15 protein-coding genes are annotated in these 25,284 nt (G+C 49.9%); 13 read left to right on the forward strand and 2 right to left on the reverse strand.

What is annotated here, in order from left to right:
* Entirely contained in the window at positions 1-960 is a 960-nt protein-coding gene (locus Mal48_RS10785) for a sugar phosphate isomerase/epimerase family protein (protein WP_145198839.1), read from the reverse strand.
* Positions 961-1,252: 292 nt separating this feature from the next.
* Here Mal48_RS10785 and Mal48_RS10790 point away from each other — a divergent pair, with 292 nt between their 5' ends.
* A complete protein-coding gene (locus Mal48_RS10790; protein ID WP_145198842.1) occupies positions 1,253-3,142 on the forward strand; it encodes a sulfatase-like hydrolase/transferase in 1,890 nt (629 codons plus the stop codon).
* A 45-nt stretch (positions 3,143-3,187) separates the two neighbouring features.
* On the opposite strand, the gene Mal48_RS10795 is transcribed toward Mal48_RS10790, so the two are convergent.
* Entirely contained in the window at positions 3,188-3,646 is a 459-nt protein-coding gene (locus Mal48_RS10795; protein WP_145198845.1) for a thiol-disulfide oxidoreductase DCC family protein, read from the reverse strand.
* A gap of 467 nt (positions 3,647-4,113) precedes the next feature.
* Here Mal48_RS10795 and Mal48_RS10800 point away from each other — a divergent pair, with 467 nt between their 5' ends.
* The 12 genes from Mal48_RS10800 to Mal48_RS10860 all read left to right on the forward strand — a co-directional run bounded on the left by Mal48_RS10800 (position 4,114) and on the right by Mal48_RS10860 (position 25,228).
* Complete coding sequence (locus Mal48_RS10800; protein ID WP_145198848.1) at positions 4,114-5,163, forward strand: vWA domain-containing protein; 1,050 nt, start codon at positions 4,114-4,116, stop codon at positions 5,161-5,163.
* A 78-nt stretch (positions 5,164-5,241) separates the two neighbouring features.
* A complete protein-coding gene (locus tag Mal48_RS10805; protein WP_145198851.1) occupies positions 5,242-6,450 on the forward strand; it encodes an SGNH/GDSL hydrolase family protein in 1,209 nt (402 codons plus the stop codon).
* Positions 6,451-6,613: 163 nt separating this feature from the next.
* On the forward strand, positions 6,614-7,294 hold the full coding sequence (locus tag Mal48_RS10810; RefSeq protein ID WP_145198854.1) for a hypothetical protein: 681 nt from the start codon (positions 6,614-6,616) through the stop codon (positions 7,292-7,294).
* A gap of 79 nt (positions 7,295-7,373) precedes the next feature.
* Positions 7,374-9,221, forward strand: coding sequence for a hypothetical protein (locus tag Mal48_RS10815; protein WP_231739989.1), 1,848 nt, complete (start codon positions 7,374-7,376; stop codon positions 9,219-9,221).
* Between the two features lie 672 nt (positions 9,222-9,893).
* Positions 9,894-10,892 carry an AAA family ATPase gene (locus Mal48_RS10825; protein WP_145198863.1) on the forward strand — a complete coding sequence of 333 codons (999 nt, stop codon included), beginning with the start codon at positions 9,894-9,896 and terminating at the stop codon, positions 10,890-10,892.
* Between the two features lie 384 nt (positions 10,893-11,276).
* Positions 11,277-12,188 carry a DUF58 domain-containing protein gene (locus Mal48_RS10830; RefSeq protein WP_145198866.1) on the forward strand — a complete coding sequence of 304 codons (912 nt, stop codon included), beginning with the start codon at positions 11,277-11,279 and terminating at the stop codon, positions 12,186-12,188.
* An 86-nt stretch (positions 12,189-12,274) separates the two neighbouring features.
* A complete protein-coding gene (locus Mal48_RS10835) occupies positions 12,275-14,383 on the forward strand; it encodes a vWA domain-containing protein (protein WP_145198869.1) in 2,109 nt (702 codons plus the stop codon).
* 71 nt (positions 14,384-14,454) lie between these two features.
* Entirely contained in the window at positions 14,455-16,776 is a 2,322-nt protein-coding gene (locus tag Mal48_RS10840) for a vWA domain-containing protein (RefSeq protein ID WP_145198872.1), read from the forward strand.
* 114 nt (positions 16,777-16,890) lie between these two features.
* A complete protein-coding gene (locus tag Mal48_RS23575; RefSeq protein WP_231739990.1) occupies positions 16,891-19,797 on the forward strand; it encodes a hypothetical protein in 2,907 nt (968 codons plus the stop codon).
* Positions 19,798-19,853: 56 nt separating this feature from the next.
* The gene (locus Mal48_RS10850) at positions 19,854-20,597 is read left to right on the forward strand and encodes a DUF4159 domain-containing protein (RefSeq protein ID WP_197442248.1); all 744 of its coding nucleotides are present in this window, start codon (positions 19,854-19,856) and stop codon (positions 20,595-20,597) included.
* Positions 20,581-21,912 (forward strand): multiheme c-type cytochrome, encoded by a 1,332-nt coding sequence (locus tag Mal48_RS10855; RefSeq protein WP_145198877.1) that lies wholly within the window; start codon positions 20,581-20,583, stop codon positions 21,910-21,912. The genes Mal48_RS10850 and Mal48_RS10855 overlap by 17 nt, the downstream gene beginning before the upstream one ends.
* Positions 21,905-25,228, forward strand: a complete 3,324-nt coding sequence (locus tag Mal48_RS10860) for a HEAT repeat domain-containing protein (protein ID WP_197442250.1) — start codon at positions 21,905-21,907, stop codon at positions 25,226-25,228. The genes Mal48_RS10855 and Mal48_RS10860 overlap by 8 nt, the downstream gene beginning before the upstream one ends.
* The last annotated feature ends 56 nt before the right edge of the window (positions 25,229-25,284 follow it).

A 25,284-nucleotide genomic window follows, 5' to 3' on the forward strand; every position in this document is an offset into this window, starting at 1 on the left:
TCATAAGTTCTGATTCGCAAAGACCGATTTCATCTTCGAGAGGCCAGTCTTCATCACCATTTCCGGGTCTTGTTTCCAATACTCTTTATTGAAAAGTTCCAGCGAAACGGCTCCAGAAAATCCAATCGAGGAGAGCAACCCGAGAATCTGCTTCCACGGAGCCACGCCATCACCGGGGTAGACGCGGTTAGAATCATTCATCTCCAGACGCGCTGGAGTCGCAGGATAGTCGTTGAAGTGGAAGCAATGAACTGCGTTACCGTTGAGTAAGCCTAACCCATCAAAGGACGAGCCTCCACGAAAGATGTGATAGACATCAGGCAGAACACAGGCATCGGGGTGGCCACTCTCGACTGCGACAAAAACGGCTTCTCCGAGACGAGACAAGTTCTTGGCTGGCCCCCAAATTTCGACTTGCGGCGTCACGCCAGTTTCGCGACCGACGTCCAGAATCGTATGATACCGTTCTGCCGCAGCGAACAGGTCCAGGTCGGGGGAGTCTTTGCCGTGCATGCCGACCGGGGGAGCCGCGATGTGTGTTCCGCCGATTGCTTCAACGAGATCCATGTCACGTTTCATTTGCTCGACCCCTTTAGCACGCTCGGCATCGTCGTTCACAACCCAGCGAGCGAAGCCAATCGCACTTTCAACACGCAAGCCGCTATCAGCAAGCTTCTTCTTCAGGTCAGGGAGTGATTTCCCGGATTCCTTGTATGCCTCCAGCTCCCGAATCCACGGCTCGATTCCGTCGTATCCAACTGCCCCAGCCAGTTCGACAATCTGTTCGATGGGCAGCTTCTTTTCTCGAATCGTACTTGTGTTCAGACAAAATCGTATTGTCGACTTGTTCTCTTTGACCTCTGCTTGAGCGGAACCAGTCATCACACCAGCTCCGGAAACAATTCCTGCCACCGTTCCTGCCACAGTTGCAGCCAGTGCGTCACGTCGATTGAGTTTCATCGGGAATCCTGTCCGGGTCTCTGTTTTGCAAGGACCGAGCATCGCAAAACCATTCGTCAATTGAAAATGCTAAGAGTCGTGAGATTGTAACTACCCATTCACGAAATTGCAGCGAGTTCTAGCAAACCCAAACCGGCTTTCGTTTCGTACCTGAATGATGTTCCTTAGAAATCAGCATCGCTTCGTGAAAGCACTTTCATTGAAAGCTTGACATGTTTTACGAGACGGCCTTCATCGTGCTATGATTTCATGACTTCTTTTTCCATTTGATGACTCTATCTCAATTGTGATCATGAAATATTTCTACGCGCTCGCACTCCTTCTTCCCACCGCTCTTTTCGCCGATGAGGAGAACACAAAGCCGAACATCCTCTGGATTTCGGCAGAAGACATCAGCGCCCATTTTGAGTGCTATGGCGATCCGCATGCGATCACTCCAAATGTGGACCAACTGGCAAAGGAAGGGATGCGCTACACACACGCCTTCACGACTGCCGGTGTCTGTGCTCCCTGCCGAAGCGGAATCATCACAGGGATGTATCAAACGACACTCGGAACCCAACACATGCGTTGCGTCGCGAAATTGCCCGAGATGATTCAACCGTTCCCGACCTACTTGCGACAGACCGGATACTATTGCTCAAACAACTCGAAGCAGGACTACCAATTCAAACCCCCTTCCGGAACATGGGACGCCTCGAACCGAAAAGCTCACTGGCGAAACCGAGAGGACAAATCGAAGCCGTTCTTCTCGGTTTTCAACTTTACAGGCTGCCACGAAAGTGGGATTGCTTCGGAAGAGAAATATAGATCGGTAACGAAAGATCTCACTCCAGATCAACGACAGAACGCCGACGAGCTGACAACGTTTCCTCCGTATTATCCAGACTCCCCTATCGCGAGAGAAGATTGGAAGCGGAATTACGAACTGATTACCGCCATGGATGCCTGGGCGGGAAATTTGATTCAGCAACTAAAAAATGACGGCCTCTACGAGGAGACCATCATCTTCTTCTGGTCCGATCATGGTGTCGGATTACCGCGAGCGAAACGCTGGCTGTACGATTCTGGAACTCATATTCCTTTGGTCGTTCGCATTCCGGAAAAGTACCGCACCGGAGATCAGGGCGAGCCGGGCATGGTGGTCGATCAGCTTGTCAGCTCCATCGACTTTGGACCAACGGTTCTCAATCTTGCTGGCGTCAATATTCCTGAACACGTTCAGGGAGAGCCGTTTCTCGGGAAAGACCTCCCAGCGCCAAGGAAATATGTTTTCGGAGCACGAGACCGAATGGATGAACGCTACGACATCATCCGCATGGTTCGAAATCAACGGTATCAATACATTCGAAATTACGAACCGCTCAAAACGTTTTACCAGTACATGAACACGCCCGAAACCGGAGCGACGATGAAAGTCCTGCGGGAACGACACGAAGCTGGCGATCTCCGGCCCGCAGCCAACTTCTACTTCACGCCAACCAAACCTGTCGAAGAACTTTACGACTGCCAAACCGATCCGCACGAACTCAATAATCTCGCTGATCAACCTGAATACGCTGATATCCTTACGGAACTTCGTAACGCTCATTTGAATTGGGTGAAACAAACCAGAGACCTCGGCCTGGTCGCTGAGCCAATTCTTGTTGAGCGAGAAAAAGAAATCGGCCACCGTTACGGAATCCTGCGAGGAAAGAACGCAGAGGCAGCTGCCGATCGCCTTGCGGAAACAGCCGCGTTGGCCTCATCTGGTGAAAGTGCAACCAACGATTTGATCGCAGCTCTCGATGACGAGGACTCTGCTGTTCGATACTGGGGCGCAACAGGCTTGGGAAATATCGGCATGCCAGCAGTCAAAGCGGACCAGAAACTAAAAGAGATCTTACAGACCGATGATTCACCAGTTGTTCAGATTGCAGCAGCAAGGGCATTATGCCGAATGGAGCAACCTGAAACCGCGTTACCGGTTCTTGTCGAACATCTTCGAAACGGAGAGCAATGGGAACGCCTCAACGCTGCGATCGTTCTCGATGAAATCGACGAGCAAGCGCTCCCCGTCATCCAGGAAATGCATTCAGCTTTGAAGCCGCGACCTGACCTCTACGCTAAAGGGAAATATGTCGTTCGAGTCATCAATCGCGCGTTAAATCAGCTCGAATCAACAAACCGCAAAGTTCCTTAAACAGTTTTCGGCTCTGCACTTCACAAGGTGCCGAGCCAAACTCTTTTACTCAAGCATTTGTCCCCGATCTTCAGGAGTCGGCATGCGGCACGTCTCTTTTTTTCCGAAGATTCGATAACGCGACTTAGCGACAATCCTGTATCCGAAATCCCGAATCGGTTTCGGAATCACCCAGAGAAGTGACCCCAATATTGACCATGGGACCGGAAGTTTCCAGAAAATTCTGGTGATCGCTGACGAGCACCGCCAGGTGTTCTTCCCTTCCAGAAAGACAATCGAATTCAAGTCACGTTGATCTTGAGGCAGGAGACGCTGAGCTGTCTCTCCCTGTAAAGGTGCGAATTTCAAAGCACGGTTTTTATCATGGTTGAGCAAAAAATTCACGGTCCCGTTGCATAGACCGCAAACTCCATCAAAAAAGACAATACAAGTTCCTTCCGATTGTGAGTCCACTCTCTCTGGTCCTTTGGAGTCACTGCCGCCAGTCTGAATTTCAGTACTCATTTCATCCCTTATCGAGCATCCATTGTTAAATGCTTGCAGTCTTTTTCAACACTTGCAGGCTTTGCAAAGATCGCTTCCAGAACTTCATCAACAGCTCACCACGAGGCAGAATCTGAAAATCAGATCGGATTCGATTCTGGCGATTCACGACAACAATTCTCGCCAATCAACAATCCGTTCTGAAGCCCACACACCAACACCCTCAATGAGTCACTCGCCGAAATCATCGGAATGAGATGGAGAACACCCCTGAATAACCGTTATTATCGAAACACCTTCACTGGTGGATCTCTCAACTATTCGACAAATTACATTTTGCAACATGGTTTGTAACAGGTTATCGTGATTCACTAGGGGGAACAGACACCATTTGCCGATTTTAATAACGCAAACACGTTAGTTTGCGCATTGAATTCGGCTCCCGGAAATGTCGCAGCGAATCTGATCAGGGTGAATGTTCGAAAGTTATGAACGAACCGAAAGAGGCAATTTCGATCTCTTCTCAGAAGCTTCTGGAGCCAACAACTTCAGTGGCGGCTTCGGCAATTCTACATCTCACACTGATCGCCACACTGGCATTTGTAGCACTCCCGACTCAGAACAAAGATTCGGTCAACACGATCGCTGCAAACTTCTCTCCGATCTCGACGGAAGTTGATCCAATCCAGATCGAACAAGAAACTTTCAACAACGACATTAGCAGTTCATCCGGAGCGTCTGAGGCTCTGGATAAAAAATTTCTCTCGACCGTGACAAACGCCCCCATCGATGCGACTCCAGATGTCACTCAAGCAACAACGCTCGATCTGGCGAACATCGGCCAGGCAGCCGGGAACATGTCTGAGAATATTTCATCGATGCTGAAAAGCTCTGAGGCGAACAGAGGCGGTCAGGGTGATGGAGGAGAAGGTTCAGGCCAGGGGAACGGTGACTTCTTTGGACTGAATCTGAACGGAACCAGTGTGGTCTTTGTCGTGGATGCTTCGAGCAGCATGAATCATCCATTCCCAGATCCGTACAAAACACGGTTCGGCAGAGTGAAAGTGGAATTAGTCCGTACCATTGGACGCATGACTGAATCCGAAAAATTCTTCATGATCTTCTTTCATGACATCGCAGTTCCCATGCCGGCACATCGATTGGTCAGTGCCACGCCTGCGAATCAAAAAACATATCTCACCTGGATGGCACCCGGACAGGCTACTGGAACCACGGAACCTGAAGCCGCGTTACACATGGCACTTAAGTTGCGTCCAGAAGTGATCTACTTTCTGACCGATGGGCGTTTCCACTTCAGCGTTGTCAAAAGCGTGACGAAAGCGAATCGGGATCGCATCACAATAAACACGATCTGCTTCGGTGATGCTGAAGGCGAAAAAATGCTGAAACAACTCGCTGCCAGCAATGGGGGTGTCTACAAGTATGTTCCAGACACAGCGACAGAACCAGCCCCGGAATCAGAACCGTCCAAAATCTCGAAGCGAGCAGAATCTGAGGTGATCGAGATTCCGAAGTGATGCGGTTTGCAATTGCGTGTATGATTCGAGAAGATTTCCAATGTCCCGATTTTTTTCATCTCATCACGCCGTCTCTTTATGCTGCATTCGAACCCGTTACTCCCCCTTGGTCGTGTCCTCCTAATACTGTTCGCAATCACCTCTTCTGGCAATTCTGAAGAGCAGGCTCGCCCAACGAATGTTGCGCAACGTAGCGACTTCCACAACTCGCGAATCAGTTTTGAACGTGATCAAGCTGGTCATGTCGCGTTTATTGGCGGATCGATCACCGAGATGAATGGGTATCGGCCGATGGTGATGGACTACCTGACCCAGCGATTTCCTGAGACAGAATTCACCTTCACGGATGCCGGGATTTCGTCTACCTGTTCAACTGCCGGAGCATTTCGCTTGCGAAATGACGTCTTGGTGCATGGAAAGGTCGATCTTCTTTTTATCGAATTTGCAGTCAACGACGATCAGGATGCGGCTCATTCTCTCGAACAAGCTCGTCGGGGAATGGAAGGTTTAATCCGCCACACGCTTCAGCATTCCCCCACGGCTGAGATTGTTGTCACTTATTTCGTGAATCCGGAGATGCTGGAGAAACTTCAACGAGGCGAAACACCTGTTTCGATTCAAGCTCATGAATCTGTCGCACAACATTACGGGGCGACGACAATTCACCTCGCTCAAGAAGTTGCAGACCGAATCGACGAGAAGAAACTGACCTGGAAAGATTATGGGGGTGTCCACCCTGCCCCATTCGGGAACGCCATCCCGACCAGCATGATCGCAAAGACTCTCGAATCTGCCTGGGCAAATGAACTCCCAGCGAATGCAAAGCAAACACCTAAAAAACTTCCAGAACTCCTCGATCCGCAAAGTTATACCAGTGGTGATTACGTCCCGCGAGAAGATCTAAAGCTCGGGCCGGGGTGGAACATTCAAGCTCCTGACTGGAAAACGATTGAAGGTTCGGTTCGCAGCCGTCATCAAAATCGAGATCTCATAACTTGCACAGTTCCGGGAAGCGGGCTGTCGTTTTCATTCACCGGAAGTGCCGTGGGAGTCGAATGTGTCGCCGGTCCCGATGCTGGAACTCTGGAATACAAAATCGACTCTGGCGATTGGCAGGAACTCAACCTTTCACATCGTTATAGCAAGGGGCTGCACTATCCTCGAACAGTCCTCTTTGATGACCAATTGAAAAACGTAAAGCACACGATCAGCGTTCGTCTTTCTTCAAAAGAGTCGGATTATGGATTGAAACCGGCTGTCCGCATTCTGAATTTTGTGGCCAACTGATTCCATGAAGACGGTCACTCTGCTTTTTGAAAAACTTTCTGCCGCATCATTGGGATGCTATGGCAGTGGCTTCCCCACGCCAGGGATTGACGAGTTCGCAACTACTTCAGATCTCTTCACGAGCTGTTTTGCTGATCGATCTTGTGAACTGCTCGACGAATGGGTGAATTCAACAAACGTGACGCGGATCAACACTCTCGACGAGTGGGAGAATTTGGACTTCGAAGACCTGCTCCGGAATGACGAATGCCAATCTCAGAGACTCCAGTTCGGCAGTGAAATTCAACCAGCTGAAGCGGATGGCATTGTCTCAAAGCTACTAGAAGTGTTGGCCTCTTGCGATTCACCAACGGCAGTTATTCTGACAGCAATTGAAGGAGGGAACTACCAGGAATTCCAGACTGAAAACGACTCGTCGTCAAACGACACGTCCGCAAAAAAAACCTCCGCAGACGGCTTCACTGTTGGAGAGATCGAAGCACATGTCCCGCTCATAGTGAAGTTACCTCAACAAGAGTTTTCCCGTCGACGGATGGAGTTAATCACCACTTCGAAAATCCTCGAACTCGTTTCGAATCTTCTTGAGTCTCCAGAGGCCTATTCAAGCTGGAGAGATCAACTCGTGACTGGTCAGATCCAATATGCCTCGGAGCAGGAACGAGCCGTTCGAACTGAACACTGGTTGCTGATTCAATCACGTGAGGCCAAGGCAGACGACCGCGATTCCATGTTTTTGTTCCGAAAACCTGAAGATGTGTGGGAAATTCTGAATGTCGTTGACCAATACCCTCAGGTCATCGATAATTACATTGAGACTGGTCAACTTACGTATCCCGAAGACTAACAAACAGTCAAGCCTCTCCATTCGCGTGTCAATCGGTCAACATTAAAAGCAATCACCTGCTATGCACCCCGTTCTGAAAATGAGTGATCGAATCAGCTGCCTCCCGGTCGTTCACGGCAGTGGAGACTTTGCGATTCAAGTCCGCGAAACCATGCTTGGAGAAGCGTTCGATTGTCTCGCAGTTCCGCTCCCGGAGTCGTTTCAATACGACGTAGAACAGGGAGTCGCACACTTACCGAATGTAACCATTGTCGTTCAGGACGAATCAAAAGGATTCAACACCGAGTGGAGTCCAGAGGGGAACGACGAGGACGAGAAGAGCGCGAGCTATGTCCCGATTGATCCATGTCAACCTGTCATCGCTGCTATTCGTCTCGCGATGCAGGAGCATCTCCCGCGTTTCTTTATTGACCTGGAAGTTGAATCTTTCGAAGTCCAAACCGATCTCTTCCCTGATCCTTACGCCTTAAAACGAGTCAAGCCCGAACAGTATGCCGCTGCCGTTCTGCCATTTTTATCTCGACCGAAATCGCAACAACACCAGCAGCGTATCCAATGGATGGCTCGGCGACTTCGCGAACTCGAAACCCAGTTCAAGTCCGTTCTTTTCGTTTGCTCAATCATCGATTGGCCCTGGATACGAGAAGCGTATCTCGCCAACGAACCGCAAGATCTCAACCACGAACCGGTTTACGAAACCGATCTCTATCAGGTCGATCCGCAGACCCTCATTTTCCTACTGGAAGAACTCCCCTTCGTCACCAGTCTTTACGAACAGTCACGTTATTCACTTGACGATGATGAAAATCTCTCCGTGGATGGCATTAAAGAATTAATTCTGACCGCTCGTGAAAAGTACAAATCCGAGCACCAGAAACGTGGACGGACGATCTCCCCGCATTTGATGCGGACCTACTTAAAATACGTCCGAAACTTAAGTCTCGTCGAACGTCGAATGACTCCCGATCTGTACACGCTCATCATCGCAGCGAAGCAGATGATGGGTGACTTGTTTGCAGTCTCTCTGGCAGAAGTGGCACGCGAATATCAATTTTCCGAGAATTTGCCATATGGCAGATTCAAAATGTCGATTGATCGTGGGCAACTTCCGGATGGCGAGATTGCTGACATGAAATGTCGTCTCCCCGGACCTCCGACGAGTTGGCGCTCGTGTGATCTCAACACCAAGCCTCCCGAGATCGACAAACAAAAATGGGCGATGCGCTGGAATCCTTTTAACCACTGCAGTTGGCCTCCTGAAGATGTTGCCATCGAGCGGTTTCGTACGCACGTGAAAGATAAAGCACTTTCCTTGATGGGCAACGATCTTGCCAAGGTGGAGAAGTTCACATCAAGTATTAAAGATGGGCTCGATATTCGAGAGACACTGCGAAACTGGCATACCGGAGAACTCTTCGTCAAAGAGAACCCTCCGAGCCGAGGCAGCCTCGATTGCGTTTTAATGTTCTTCGACTCCCCTGCCGATCCGCGCGATTATCCGTTCCGGGTGACTTGGCATGCAGAGCATCAAGATGAGTCCACACTCGCATTCTTTGGTTCCCCCTTCGAGGACAATTTTGTCGGACCGGGGATTGCAATGTCGACTTACGGGGGAGCGATGTTCCTCTTTCCTCCGCGTCCCGTACCGGATGTCTGGAAAGATCCGCGTTTTGACGTGGTCGACACTCTTGAAGAACGTCTGTTGATTGCAGCCTGCCATCATTCAAAAGAGCGACACATCGCTGTCCTCGCGAATGCAGCGCCGGGCGTTGCCTGGAGACGTCTTGCTAAACGGTATGGAAAGAAACTGGTCCACGTTCCGCTCAACGGTTTCAGCGGAGAAACAGTTCAACAACTTCGAATGTTCCACATTTTGAACGGTCACGAAGTCAGGAGCTACGCGGACCATTTTATTCGAAAAGCGTAAGCCCTTCTGGTCCTTGTGAAGAAAAGCCTGCCCACGCAATTACAAAATTGTCAGCAGGAAATTTCGTATCTGCTGCTGCGTTCCGGAATCAATTCTTCCGCGGAACTTCAGATGAACGTGACCTCGCGAGTCAGGGTTTCCAGTCACCTTCAACCTCCCTGTATAGTCGAGATCCTGCTTCACGAACGTTTCAATTTGAGATCTCGCACGCGAGCTGATTCCATGCGAATCTACAAGATTAGAACCTTCGATGATGAGGCGAATTGCGGACTTCGGTCGTATCGCTGATAAGACGAACCATCCTGCGATTCCGAGAAACACTATTCCAATCAGAACTTGCGAGTCACTCATCTCAGCTGTCTGCCAGAAACTACAAACCTGTCCAGAATAGAATTTACCTGATTCGATAAGTCATCGATATCGAACATGCATATAACTTGAAACCAGAGTCGGACTGCTCAGCAAAACAATTCGAATACGGCCTTGCCTGAACTCATCGTATTTTCTGCCACTCCATTGAAATTTCCTCTCTCCTCTCCGTAATATCACATTTGAAAGAGATCGACGACTCAACAATTTCTTTTCATTCTCAAAGTTTTCGAAAATCTTTGAACGAATCCGTTCTCTCTCACGTATTCACTAATAGGGCACATCTTCAACTGGTGATCACACATGAGTCTTGCTTCAACGGATATCGCGAAAGAGGAAATCCAGGCGTTTGCCTCCCGGGTCAAAGAGATCCGCGACCGACTCCACGAAACCGTTGTAGGGCAGGACGAAACGATTGATTTGCTGCTGACCTGCGCTTTAACAGGCTCTCATGCTCTGCTCGTCGGTGTTCCAGGGCTTGCCAAAACTTTGATGGTGAAAGCACTGGCAGCCGCGTTTCAATGGAAATTCTCACGGATTCAGTTCACCCCCGACTTGATGCCGTCGGATATTACTGGTTACGAACTGCTTGGGAAATCATCTGAAAATGGTTCGCCACAGCTCACTTTCCGCCCCGGACCGGTTTTTTCCAACCTTGTTTTGGCTGATGAAATCAATCGCGCAGCTCCGAAAACTCAGTCAGCTTTGTTAGAAGCAATGGCTGAGCGACACGTTACTGTCGGAGGGCAGACGCATCATCTTGAAGAACCATTTGTTGTTGTGGCGACGCAAAACCCGATCGAACAAGAAGGAACCTACCCTCTTCCAGAGGCTCAACTCGATCGATTTATGATGGAAATCCGCATCGGTTATCCCAAACCTGAGCAGGAAAAAGAAATTGTCATGAAGACCTCAGGGGCGACACCAGCCATCCCCGCGGCAGCTTTTGATCGAGAAACATTTCTCCAACTGCGGAATCTTGTCTGGTCCGTTCCGATTCCTGAAAACGTCGCGGAGTTCGCCGTTCAACTTTGCGGTGCAACTCGACCGGACGAACCGACAGCTAAGCAGTTCGCAAAAGATTATGTCGCCTGGGGAGCGGGACCTCGTGGAGCACAAAGCCTCGTCACAGCCGCCAAGGCGGGGGCACTCTTAAAAGGCCGCACAGCTCCCACTGTCGCAGATATCCGTGATGTTGCCGTACCTGTATTACGTCACCGAGTTGTTGTGAATCACCGCGCAATTGGAGATGGTGTGACAACAGAAACAGTGATTAAGAATCTGCTCAAAGAGCTTGAGTGACACAAACAAAATGAGTCCCGATGACAACACCGACATAGATAACCTGATTAAGAACCATTTGAGAAAAAATTGAGAACCAGTTCGGAGCCTTTTGAAATGATCTCCTTCCTCAATATTTAAGAGAACAACCCCGGGCTTGAAAATCATTTCTAAAGCAATCCAAATATTGGCCTTTACGTACTGCCTCATGGCAAGCTGCCTGTGTAGTTACTAAAGCGTACTTCGCGGGCACAAAAACATTGAAAATGTTTCAGGAAAGTCAAGTATGAGCCATTGTGTACTGCCTCGTGGCAAGCAGCTTGTAAAGTTAAGAGAGCGAACTTCACGGGCACAAAAACATTGAAAATGTTCTGAATAGAACTCAGGCTGGGCAAAAGAGTTTTCATGGCAGCTGCAACAGATTCCAAATTTCTGGATTTACAAGCTTTAGCGGCATTGGAGCAGTTGCGTTTTACGACTCGTCACCGCATCGAGGGGGCCTACAGTGGAAGGCACGCCTCTCGTCAAAAAGGGGGATCGGGCGAGTTTGTCGACTATCGAGAATACACTCCCGGAGAAGATCTTCGTCGCCTCGACTGGAAGGTCTATGCACGCACCGGAAAGTCGTATGTTCGTTTGTTCCAGGACGAAACAAACCTGCTTTGCACGCTGGCGATTGATGCCAGTGCCTCGATGTTGTTCGGAGCGAAAAGTTCATCAAACAGAACGGGATCAAAGCTCGAGTATGCCCAGTATCTGGCAACCGGGTTTTCGCATGTGATCTCACACGGACAGGATCAAGTTGGGCTCGCAGTTCTTGGTGATCAGTTAATTGAGTCCATCCCCTGCGGTGGGACAGTGACTCACGTCAGGCATTGCCAGTCAACGATTGAGAAGATTGAAACCTCTCCGACTCTGCACCTTGCACCAGGTTTGCGGCAACTTTTTGAGCGGACTCCTTCACGTGGAGTCCTTGCTCTCATGTCTGATTTCTTAATCGATGACCTCGACGATCTCTTCGCAGCCATTCGATTATTTCGTCACCGACAATTTGAAGTCATCCTATTGCATCTTGTTCATCCTGATGAAGAGCAACTCCCTGAAGGAAGCTCCTATCGGTTTGAAGGTCTCGAGGGCGAGGGGCGAATTGACTGCTCACCTGCGCACATTCGAGACGAATACGCCAAGCAGTTTTCGAATCATCTCGCGATGGTCCGTTCTTACGCGTTGTCGGCGGGCTGTGACTACCGGCTTGTTTCAACATCGCAGTCCTATTTAAGTATCCTCGGTAGTTTTCTAGTTGAAAGGAGCGGATAAGGTGAGAGCTCAACCTCGAGGTGGAGATTCCACTCCGCATTTCGAGCACAAGCATATCAGTATCTCAATTCCCCTTCCTTGATCTTATGTTTACACACCCCTGGGCAATTTTTATCGGAATCTTTGCATCTGGGTTGCCGGTGCTGATTCACTGGTTGACGCGTCCGCGACCAGTCCGCCTGCCGGTCTCGACGTTAAGATTTATTCGCGGCGCAGTTCAGCAGCGTCGAGCGAGATACCGACTCCGTGACATTCTCGTTCTCCTGATGAGAACAGCTGCAATTTTATTGCTGGCTTTTGCAATTGCCCGCCCATTGATGAATAAGAAAGTCGTCGCAGCCGCTGACGAAGCTCCCGCGAATATCGTTCGGGTTGTGCTTCTCGATTGCAGCCAAAGCATGGCAGCTCGTAGTGGAGGAATCGCCCACTTCGAACGAGCACGCCCGCTTGCGTTGGATTCTGTCAAGTTTCAAAACTCTATGAAGGCTAACCTGTTGCTCGCGGCTGCCAGTCCTTCTCCGGTCTTTGCTGGTCCGACAACGAATTTACGTGCCCTCCGAGAAGCCTTACAGAAATCAACTGTCCGGCCCGAGCAACTTCGCGTCCAACCTGCACTCAATCTTGCCGGTGAAATGCTGGCTCAGTCAGGGGCTGGAGCCAAACTCGAGTTGGTCATTTACTCTGATTTTCAGCGAGCCAACTGGACTTCCGCGGACTTCTCAGTTCTTCCTCAAGAGTGTGACATTCAACTCAAAACTGTCACCAACGAGAAGGATGTCCCCAACCTTGCCATCTTGAACGTTTCTCCCGGTGGACGTGTTCAAACGGGTCAAGAAACACAATTCACCGTCGAAATCGCAAACTATTCCAGTACTCCGCGACACACACGAGTTGAACTCTCACTGGGAAGCGTCGTCTTTCCATTTGAAGGACATGTTCCTGCTCGTGCTAAGTCAACCTTGGGCGGTCGGGTTCCAACTCCGGGAAGTGGCTGGCAAATTGGGGAAGCGAAAATTGTCGGCCAAAATGATTCATTACCGAACGACGATGTCCGGGCAATCGCAACAGAGGTCCATCCTCAACCGCGTGTCTCTTATCTGACACGTGAAGAACGGAACAAAGTTGCTTCCTCCGCATATTTTCTGGAGCGTTCCGTCGAAGCGACCGGAGTCGCTTCAACGCTACAAAATTCAAATTGGATCGACGCCGCTGATCCTGATGTGGACCTCCTGCGTTCATCCGATGTCGTCCTGATTGTTCGTCCTGGAAGATTATCACGTCAAACAATTGCCGTACTGGCAGCAATGGTTCAACGGGGTGTAAGCCTTCTCTATGTTGCTACTGATCCACTTGACGCTTCTAACTTGAAGGATCTTGCTGAGGCGTTGGGGGCGACAGCACGGATGCCTGTGGAGTTTGCTCCATTATCCAGCGATCGAAGTGGCAGTCGAAGGTTTCTCACCGATGTGGATCGTCGACGTTCCCCCTTCTCAGCTTTTGGTGACGAACTCGCAGCCGCGCTGAAGTCGCTGCAGTTTGAAGGTGGATTGATTTCACGTCCACTTGCAGATGGACTGAAAGAAGATATTCGCGGAACACTGAGCGATCAGTCAGCTTTCCTGACAATCACGTCAACAGGACGAGGAAAACTTGCGGTACTCAATGTTGACCTGGAACGTTCCAACCTTGCCCGGACGCCGATTCTTGTACCGCTCATTGGTGAGTTAATCTCCGAAGAATTGGCTAGCGGTCAGCAGATCAAGCAGACATTTCCATGCGGTGAACCATTCACGCTCACGCTCGCTGTCGGTGAAGAACGGATCGAAGACTTACAACTCATCGGCCCCGGCGGAAGTGAGATTACCGACCCAGAGATACGCGGAAAATTGAACGCCACACCAACTGGCATCGCTTGGGAGGTTCCTAAAGCGGGCCCCCCTGGAGTGTATCAGGTTCTCTTAGAAAAGAGACCTGTCGCTGCCATCGCGACATCGATACCGGCGGTTGAATCAGACTTGCGAATGATCCCGGGTAACGTTTTCAAAGAGCGTCTTTCCGGCGGACGGCAACTGACATATCAAGCAGGCTCCTCATTAACAAACGAAGAGCAAGATACACTTTGGGTCTGGCTCGCTGCTGGTACTTTATTTTGCATGATGGGAGAACTCTTCACATTAAAAATTTTCCGAACATAACCATAAATCGATTTCCTGCTCAACGATGAACCTTACGTATTCGAAATTCCAACCCTGAACTCCTTTATCAAATGTCTCTTTCCTTTGAACCACTGCTCGCACCTGTTGCCTGGGTCACTCTGGCAATTATGTCGATCGGGTTATGGAGCTGGTACGTCTGGAAAAGACCAAGCACTTGTCCGCTTCCAATCTGGAGCATCATCTCTTTTCTGGGCGCACTCGGGATCATTTTAGTCCTCACAGTTTTGCTCAATCCAATCTGGCTGGAAGCGCTCCCGCCTCCTGCAGGGAAACCACTGCTCACAATACTGGTTGATCAGTCGGAGAGCATGTTGACTGTTGATGGCGAAGTGAATTCCACTCGTTTCAGCGACGCGAATCGGCTGGTGGAAGCTGTCGCGAAAAAACTAAAAACAACCTTTGACATCCGTATTCAGCGATTCGCCGATGAGGTTCGCCCAACGACAGTCGAAGAACTCGAAGGTTTCACTCCTTCCGGTTCACGGACGAATCTATCCGCGCCAATCCTCGATTCTTTGGTGAGTGACCGACCGCAAGGGCAAGCGATCCTGCTTATTAGCGATGGAGTTCACAACGCATCGGGCGATGCCAATCAGGTGTTGGAAGCGGCCAGTCTGTCACGATCATGGGATGCGCCGATTTACGCAACAACAATCGGAGGACAAACAACAGTCCGAGACATCGAAGTTCATGTTCCTCGATCACAAGAGTTGGTTTTCGTCGGGCAATCAGTTCCGATTACTGTAGAGATTGACCAGCATGGACTCATCGGTGATCGTGTCACGGTCGTTCTCGAATCGGATGGTGAAGTCATCTCGAACCGAGAAGTGAGGATTGAACCACGAACGACGACTCCGGTTTCATACCTGATCACTCCTGAAGAGGTCGGGTTATTTCAGTATCAAGTTAAAGTCAAATCTCTACCGGGTGAAGCAACCACTGCGAACAACTCGACGACATTTCAGGTTCGGGTTGTTGATGAACCGGTAAAAGCTCTCGTGCTGGAAGGGAAACCGTATTGGGATGCGAAGTTCCTGTTGCGCATGTTGACTGATGATCCATCGCTGGAACTCGATTGCTTAGTCAGGATTACATCAGACCGATCTTTGTGGCGTCGACTTGAACTCAAAGAAGATGAAGATTCCCCCCCACCCAACGAGAAAACCACAACAACTGAACAGGCTGGGCAAGCTGAGCAAAAAAGCTCTCCGATGAATAGAGTCTTCGAAAGAACCGAGACGACTGAACTCGTCACTGATGAAAAATCGATTCTATTGAATTTAGAGAAGCTGCGAGATTATCAGATTCTGTTCTTGGGACGCGAAGCGGAAACTTACCTTTCGGACGAAGCGATCGAAAATATTCGCACCTGGCTCTCTGAAAATGGTGGGTCACTGGTCTGTTACCGTGGGTCTCCCGTCGCGGAACCGAATCGACAACTTTCGCGACTTCTCCCGTTGCGGTGGGGGCGACGTGCTGGTCAGGACGAATCTCGATTTCGTGTTCAGGTGACAGAGCGAGGTGACGATTTGAGCTGGCTGCGACTTGGCGGCGGGGACACCCTTTCAAAACTCCCCTCTCTTTCAACAACCAGCACTACTGAATCGATCAAACCGTTAGCTGTCGTCCTCGGCCGCGGAGACCAGTCGACAACGACTCCGGTCCTCACTTACCAACCGTATGGAACAGGAAAAGTCGTCGTCATCGAAGGTGCAGGAATGTGGCGTTGGGCCTTCTTATCCCCGGAGTACCAGGAACACGACCCTGTGTATGGGACACTCTGGCAAAGTTTGATTCGCTGGGTTCTGTCGAGCGGTGGCCTGCTCCCCGGCGAGAAGGTCTCCTTACAAATGGATCGTGTTACCTATACCGAAGGAGAAGCGGTCTCAGCTGTTGTTCTGAAACGAGAAGATGGAGACTCTACTCCGATGCCGAATGTGGAACTCAGGAACGAAAACGGAGAGCTCTTGCAATCTGCGCAACCAATTCCAGTAGGAAGCGAACCGGGTGTGTATCAAGTTTTTTTGGGCAAACCCGAATCTGGACATTATGAGCTGACAATGACAGGTGATCCCGAAAGCCTTCCCGGTACAAGAAAAGTCTCATTCGATGTCCGTCCTGATATGCGTGAAAAACTTGAGACAGCTGCCAGACCTGACTTGATGAACCGTATTGCAGAATTGAGTGATGGAATGGTCGTCAAGGCTGAAGACCTTGGCGATCTCGGAGAGAAATTCAAGCAGCATTTACAGGAAAGTCGTCCTGTCCAGTATCGGCGGGTCAGCGCCTGGGATCGGTGGTGGGTTCTGTGTGGAATTCTGGTAATATGGAGTTGCAGCTGGGGACTTAGAAGATCAAGTGGACTCGTTTAAAATAGATTCCATGCTCGTCATCGCACACGTTCTTTTGAGAGGGACAGACCGACGAGAACAAGAGCAGACAGATCATTTGGGCAACAATTTGTTCCACAAAAAGATGAGTGGACGATGAACAACGAAACGCCGAAAGAAGAAGCGGCAATACCGAAGCCTGCTGGCAAACCGCAACGGCGGCGCGGGCCGAGCGTGCGAGTCTCGACTCCGTCACTGCGAAGAACGCTCGATCGAGTCCAGCAGCGTATGAAACTCATCGGGAATTCCTCCGGATTGATTTGGGGAATCTTTGGATTTTTCGCCGTCTTGCTGGCGTGGATGTGGGTCGATGTGATCCTGGACTTGCCACCATTTCTTCGCATCGTGGCATGGCTCACATCCTTTTGTGCGATGTTCACTTTAATAGTGAAAACATTCCTGAAAACACGGCAACACTCGAGCCATTCTTTCGTCGCAACTCGCTTGGATCAGGTTGCTAATACGGGTGGTGAAATTCTGACGGGGCTCGACTTGTGGATGTCTGCTCGACAGAAAAAAGTTGTTGATACCGTCAGTGCTGGTCTGGCAGAAATGGCTGTCCAACAAGCCAGCCGAAAAGCTCTTCGAGTCTCGGAAGAAGAGGCCGTCCCTGCGAAACCGCTGTTCCAGTCAGCTTTGAGCATGCTGGGGCTGTCGCTTTTCGTCCTGATTCTGGTCGTACTTCTGCCAAGAATGGCGAAGACAGAACTGGTTCGTTTCGTGATGCCTTATGGAGACCAACCAGCATGGTCACAGTATCAGTTTATTATCACTCCAGAGGCGACCGAAGTCATCTACAGCGAAACTCTGGACCTCACGGCTGAGGTTTACGGACCGGGCATCGACTCTGTCGAACTGGTACTGATTCCTCCATTCAATGAGCGGTCGAGATCAGCAGAGGAAGCGGAGCCAATTGATGTCTTGCCAATGTTTCCTGATCACGAAGGGATCTGGCATGCATCGATCGCAAACGTCACTGACCCGTTTGATTATTTCTTGCGAGTCCGACGTGCGCGCAGCCGTTCATATCAAGTGAAAGTCAAAACGGTTCCGCAAATTCGCAACATCGAAGTTGAGATCACCCCACCGATTTACACAGGGTTGAGCCCCTCGCGTGGAAAGATGCCACACGATGGAATTCTTGGTCTACCAGAAACACAAGTCCAAGTGACGGTCACCAGCAATCGACCGCTCACAGGTGGTGCAATGAATTTGATTTACGATCAAGAAGAGACTGTCTCCATGACAGCTCTGGAAGACCCCAGACAAGTCACCGGAACATTTCGCCTCTCAAGAGCAGGGGCTCTCAAAATCAAGGTGACTGACGAAGAGGGGCAGGATTCACTGGAAAACGACCACTATTTAATTCAGATTCTCGAAGATCAACACCCGCTCGTTCGACTCATTCAGCCTCAAGCTGTCTCCTTTGCATCTCCAACCGTCATGCTTCCAGTAATCATTTCAGCAGAGGATGATTACGGGCTTCAAAAATGTGAACTCTTCCGGAGTCTCAACGATTCACGGTTCCTTCCAACCTCCATTCCTCTCCCTGAAGGAGTCCCACGTCGCGCTCAAGTCCAAAACATACTGCCGTTCGCAACTTATGGACTGCAACCGGGAGATGTCGTCAAACTTTTTGCCAGAGTTGAAGACAACGATCCCAATGGAATGGAACCGGGAGTCGGGAAAGGGACTGAATCTTCTATCGTGACAATTCGCATTGTTGCAGAGCAGGATCTCAATCGCATGCAACAGCAACGAGCGGGGATGAAGATGCTGATGAACAAATATCAGCAAGCAGGGCGACGCTTAGAGAATTTGTCAGAGCAAATTCGTGAGCTCACTGAGAAACTCAACGACCTTCCTGAGGGTTCGCCTCTTGCGGACGAACTGAGAGACCAGCTCAAACAACTCGGTGAGAAGATGAAAAAAGAAGCGGAGATGATGGAGAAACTCAGCGAACAGAACTTACCGTTTGATGTCGACCAGAAGCTCTCTCCACAACTCCAGGAGATGGCAGAAATGCTACGCAAGTTGGGTGAAGAAGCCGAGAAAGCTGCCGAAAATGAGAACCTCACGAAAGAGGAAATGCAGGAACTTCTCAAGAAACAAGGGGACATTCTTCAAAACGAACAGCAAAAACACGATGAAGAACGCATGAAGCCTCTTGAGATGTTGAACCAGGTGCAACCGCTGAAACAGGACGAGAAAGCGTTTCAGCAAATTGTGCAGCGGCAGCGGCAACTCGCCGAACGACTCTCCGCGCTGAAAAATTACGAGGGTCATGATGATCCCGCGAAAAAGGCACGTTTACGGGAACTTGAAGAAGAACAGCGAGGCCTACGGAATCAACTTTCCGACCTTCTGGATAAAATTGAAGAACACGCTGAGGCACTGGACGAAGATGAGCGGTTGGACAATTTGAGAGAAACCGCACGAGAGTTTGTTCAGGAAGTTCGAGACTCAGGAGCAACTGAATCCATGGTCGACGCGGAGGATGGAATGGGGCAGTTCTCAGGATCAAAAGGACATGAAAATGCAGAGGAGGCGGCTGAGAAATTAGAAAAATTCCTTTCGAAGTCACAACAAATGGGCAACGAGGCGGGTGACGCACTGCCTGGCTTCCATCCCGGATTAGGAAAGTCACTTCAAAACACATTAGAACAACTCACTCAAGGCACTGGGAAAAACCAAGGCCGCGGAGGTGGTCAAGGTGGATCGGGCGGAGAGAGTTCAGCGATGGATACTCTCGACAATGTCGGCATGTACGGCGGGAATCCGTTAATGGACCCGACTGAGTCGCGATCCGGAATGTCTGATTCCAACAGTCCGACGGCAACGGTCCCGGGGATGATGTCTAAAGAAAACGGCGATGACGGTTCCGGGTTTGAAACGTCTCAATCCAGCCCCGCCTATGGAGGCGCGGAATGGGGAGTTCCGCTCCGATATCAACGGCAAGCGGGACGATATTTACAAAAACTGGCAGAGGAACTCGAAGAGTGAGACAGTCCTGTTCGACTGCTCACCCCGATGTGTTTCCACACTTTCCAAGGAGAAGGATGATGACAATTCGAGTACTCTCACTCCTGCTCTTCTGCAGCTTGATGTGCATTCCAGCACTCGCGGAAGATCCCGAAACGCCATCAAAAGAGAAAGCGATCGCCCTACCGGGAAAGGACGCTCCAGTCGTTCCCGATCCACTTCAATCAGGGGGCGAGGCACAAAGTACGGTCCAGGTGGCCAACTTGATTTACGCCGGTGTGAAAAGCAGTCAATGTTTCTCAGACCATTTCCTCTCGTCAGCTGAGCGAGATTCCACAATCTCGACCAGCCGTCGATTTCATGCCGTGAAACTTGCATCAGACGAAATCTTTAACTTTCCACTGGTTATCATGACCGGGGAAGGCGCATTCAATCTCACAGATGCCGAACGCGAAAATCTTCGCCAATATCTCTCTCGGGGGGGATTCCTTTTAGCCTCTGCGGGCTGCTCATCAAAAGAGTGGAACCGTTCCTTCCGACGGGAGATTTCAAACCTGTTCGAAAAGACTCCGATTCAAACCGTCGGCATGGATCACATGATCTTCAATACCGTTTATAAAATTGATCAGCTTCAGGCCAAGCATGGAACGCCAAAACCTCTCGAAGGAATTTCGCTCAACGGACGACTGGCTGTGATCTACTCTGAAGATGGCCTCAACGATACTTCACACGCACAAGGCTGTTGCTGCTGTGGAGGAAACGAAATCACCAACGCGATTCAAGTCAACGTCAACATCCTAGCGTATGCACTCCTTTTCTAAACAGCTTCTGTTTCTTTCAACGATGCTTCTGCTGAGTGGGTGTCCACAAGCCGGGGACGATAGTGAAGGTGTGCAGACAGAACCTGCCGAAAAACAACTCAAACTGGTTGCGAGTGGGGATACACAAGGATGGATCATGCCGTGTGGATGCACATCCAATCAATCCGGGGGCCTGTTGAGACGAGGGAGCTACCTTAAAAATTTACGAAAACAGAACGACGTGATCTTCGTCGATGTTGGAGGGGCAGCTGACGGAACCGCTCCGTACCAGTTAGAAAAATTCCGGTCGGTGCTGAAGGGGGAACAGCTGATGGGAATTCATGCACATAATCTGGGCGCTGCCGAAATCAAATTTGGTAAGGAGATCCTGGATTCACTTTCCGAGTCATTACAAGTCCCGTTTGTCTCAGCCAATGTCCTTGATTTCCAAGGAGAATTAATTTTCCCGGCTTATCGCTTATATCAAGGTGATGAAGGGACAGTGTTAGTCACTGGAGTCGTTTCACCACGATACTCAGGTCTAAAGCTCATGGTCAGTGACCCCGCAGATGCGATCTTCAAAATGCTGGAAACGGTCAGCGAAAAGTATGACTGGCTCATCGTGTTGGCGTATCTCGATGAAGGAGAACTGCGAGGGTTGGCAACCACGCTGCCTGAAGCACACGCCGTGATCGGAGGACCAACCCAGCAATCACTCTCACCCCAAATGATTGGCCCGGTCTTGGTGACCTCAGCGACAAACAAAGGAAAATTCTTGGCGGAGCTCGATTTTCAGTCCGGCTCGAAACGATCTCTCAACGCAAAAGTTGTCGAAATGTCGCCAGATTTTGCAGATGAGTCCTCTCAAGAAAAGAACCTGGAAGTCTTCAGGGGAATTCTTGCAAAAAAAGACTTCCATGCCAACGAGAGTGGTTTGCTATCAAATGAACGTTGGCCAATCACTCACTCAGATCAGGTTGCCGGAACTCAGACATGCCGAGAATGCCACACCGAAACCTGTGACCACTGGGATCAAACTGGACATGCACATGCGTGGGAACGACTGGTCGCAGAAGGAGCACATGTCGATTCTTACTGCCAGCAATGTCACACAACGGGATACGGTTGGGAAGGCGGTTTTGTTTCCGCGAAGCTTTCGACAAAGCGAGTCAACGTTGGCTGCGAAAGTTGCCATGGACCATCCAGAGAACATTCCATGAACTCCAGCCGACCGACGACCTTCGATGCACAGGCCCAATGTTTACGATGCCATGACCCTGAAAACAGTCCCAAGTTTCAGTACGACTCTTACTGGGAGAAAATTGCTCATGAGTAGTCAACGAATCCCAATATTCCTGGCTGTCACGATGGGCTCCCTACTGATGCTCTCAGCTGTGAATCAGGTTCTTAGTCAGGATCTCGATGAGCGTCTGGAGAAAGATCTCTCAGGAAAAGTCGATGAAATCACAAGCGAGGAGCATCTCGTCACCTGGCTTCCAACAGTAACGGCTGCCAAGGAGAAGACCCGGATTCATCGAGCCCCAATTCTTGTTATCGGAGGGGCTGACTGGTGTGAACCGTGCCATCTTTTGAAAAAAGAACTGGCAGCCCCTTCAGTTCAATCTGAGCTGGAGCGGTGGGTTCCGGTCTATCTGGATGTAGAAAAAGAAGTGCAGACTGCTCGTGAATTGAACATGAGTTCAATTCCTGCACTCAGATTGCTCACTCCCGATGGCCGAGTTGTGGCCTCGATGCACGGAGTGATTCCAGCGGATGAACTCGCCATCTGGCTATCGGACCATTACGACTCAGCTGCGCAAACTTACTTAGGAGACTTAACTCAGCGAGGAACACCTAGTGCAATTGCAGTTGTACGCATCGTCCGTGAGTTCGGGAAACGTGATGCGGCTCTTCGGGAAGCTGCGATCACGCGGCTTGTGCCATTTCCGGAGATTGCAGCAGCTCATGTCGTCGCCAAATTGAGAGACGGAACGCTTTCGGAACGACTCTCTTCTCTTGAGTTGCTCTCGGTCTGGAAGGCGCCTGTTGATCAAATCGATCCTTGGATTCCAGAGTCCGTGAATGAAAGTCGGTTAGCGAAACTCAACACGTGGTTGGAAAACCAAAGCAGCGGAACGAATCAAGCAAACGATGGTCTGACACCTGTCGAAATTGTTGAAGCGGAGCGTCTGCTGCGACTGATGGTAACGGTCGATGCGGCAGCCGCAGCTTCGATGCGAGAGCAACTCTCCCGAATGGGAAATGGTGTCCTCCCGTTTCTAAAAGAAGCCCTTCTCTCAACAGATGATCCCGTCGACACAGAAAGGCTCACAGCAGCACGTTATCGATTGGCTGCCACCGGAGGGCGTGTACTCACATGGCCGGGTGGTTTGGAGCGAATGGCTTCATCGGACTTTGACGAAAAGGTCCAAGCTGTTGATGAATTTGCCAAGATGGCAACCCATGACGACGAGGAGTTGTTGCTCGCGCTCTTTGCAGACTCGTCTCCGTTAGTTCGTGAAATTGCAATTCGAACACTTCAGCGTGTTAGCGGAAAAAGTGCGAACGGTGCTCTTGTTAAACTTCTGAAAGACCCCGATCCGAATGTCCGTGCTGCTGTGCTGAAACAGCTGGCTGAAGAGCCAAGCCCAGCACTGGTCACTAAAATCTCAGAATATGTCGCAGAAGAAACCGATCCAGATTTAATCGTGCATGCCATCCGGTTCCTGCGAGAAATCAACAATCGTTCTGCGGTCGAAGCTTTGACTCCGCTGTTTCACCATGTCAGTTGGAGAGTCCGTGCGGATGCGGTCGATGCGGTGACACGGCTCGTTCAGAAAAGTGAAATCAGGAAACAAGTCGATGTCTTAACGATTCAAGATGCGTTCCGCGAACGACTTCGAGATGAGGATGGTTTCGTCGTCAGCCGGGCCGTTGCCGGGCTTAACATACTGAGCACCAATGAGGCATTGGACGAATTAATCGAAACCGTTCATCGGCACCCGGAACTGGCATCCGAAGTGATCAACATGCTTGTCCAGAATTCAAGCTATCGATATCGATTGCAAACACACCTCAAAGATTTTTGCACTCACGAAAACCCAACTGTGCGGTCCGCAGCAATCTCAGGACTAATTTTCCATCTTGAATCAGGAGCCGAAGCGGAAGCCTATTCGGCTTTGGAAGACGAGGAGCAGGCAGTACGAATTTCGGCACTTGAAGCACTTTTTCGCTTCACATTGCAAGACATTCAATTGAAGTTGAACTCGACATCAAACCTTGATAGTCACAATCTGGGGAGTCACAGTGAATCGCAAACGAGTGGATTCATTGCGAATGCGTTGAACTTCTTGAACGGCTCGAAGTCGAAAAAAGGAACTTCAGAGAAAGACTCTGTTGCTGCCGATCAAAGTGGTTCCGCTCAGGACGAAGAACTTCTGCGGATTCGAAATGACAAGACATTAGAGGAATGGATCTACAATCTCTCAGTCCCTGCGCATGAGTTACTCGATTCTAACAGCCCACAAGAACGCTTGGCTGCCGCTCGCTTTCTCGCTCTTCTAGGAGATGAAGATGCGATGAAAATTCTCCTGAAGTTTGCGGAACAAAGACATTATGCGGAGCAAATTTCAAATCTCTTCCCGGGGCTTCTGTGGGCAGAAAAAGAGTCCCTGACGAATGAACTTCTGAAAGTAGCAATATCTCAAGATGAAATTATCGTCATCGCCACACAATTAGCGGAAGGAGTCGATCAGCGAGCAACTCAATTGCTGTGGAGCTTGCTTGAGACTCCCAACGCCAACGGGCATTTGGTCAATTCAATGCACCTGATTTTTCTCAGCGAATACTTCTCAGCGAGTAAATATAATCTGAACGAAGCTTCAGCCTCAGAACTGAAAGTATTTCATGAAGCGATGAAGAAAATCGTAACGGAAGGATCAAAATGGCAACAACTTGCAGCGTTTCAACTTGAAGTCGCCGCCGATCCGAAATTAGCTGCGACCTTGGCTGAAACGATCTTTGACGATATAGAGCAGTCGACAGAATTGCGGCAGCAAGCACTGAAAGTGTTGCTATGGTCTGAAGGAAAGAGCGCTGCCCAGAGTCGATCGTACAGTTTACTGGAATCCGAAGAGGAATTGTTTGCTGAGACAGCTCTGGCTTATCTGGCACTCGAAAAAGATGGAGTTGCCTCCCTGAGCGGTGGGGTTGTGATCTACTCCTACAATACTGATGGCGATGATTATCATTATAGGGAGCCGAAACCGATCGTCCCGGAAGCTCCTGAAGGACTCACTCTCGAACAATTAGAAAAGTTCACAGAGAGTTCGGATCCGCAGGTCTTGGCACAAGTCGGATACTTCCAGACACTACTGGGTGAAACATCCTATTTGCCCGCACTCATCGCCGTCTGGGAAGGGAACGGACAAGATGAAAGATATCGTCGGTTACTCTATCGCGCATTAGCTCGCGTGAACGATCCTCAATATTTTTCAATTCTCGAAGAGATCTACACTCAGATTCAAAGCCAGGAATATCCTGAACCTAGCATTAAAGAATTTTATTGGACAATCCGGATCATGACCGGTCCTGAACTCTTACAACTTAGAAAAGAGATCCGTGATACACACGGTGCTGAAACTTTGCAGTAAGACATCGACATGTCAGACAACGACAGTAAGACATCGACTTTAAAAAGAAGCTCACG

The sequence above is a fragment of the Thalassoglobus polymorphus genome, from assembly GCF_007744255.1.
GTDB classification, from domain to species: domain Bacteria; phylum Planctomycetota; class Planctomycetia; order Planctomycetales; family Planctomycetaceae; genus Thalassoglobus; species Thalassoglobus polymorphus.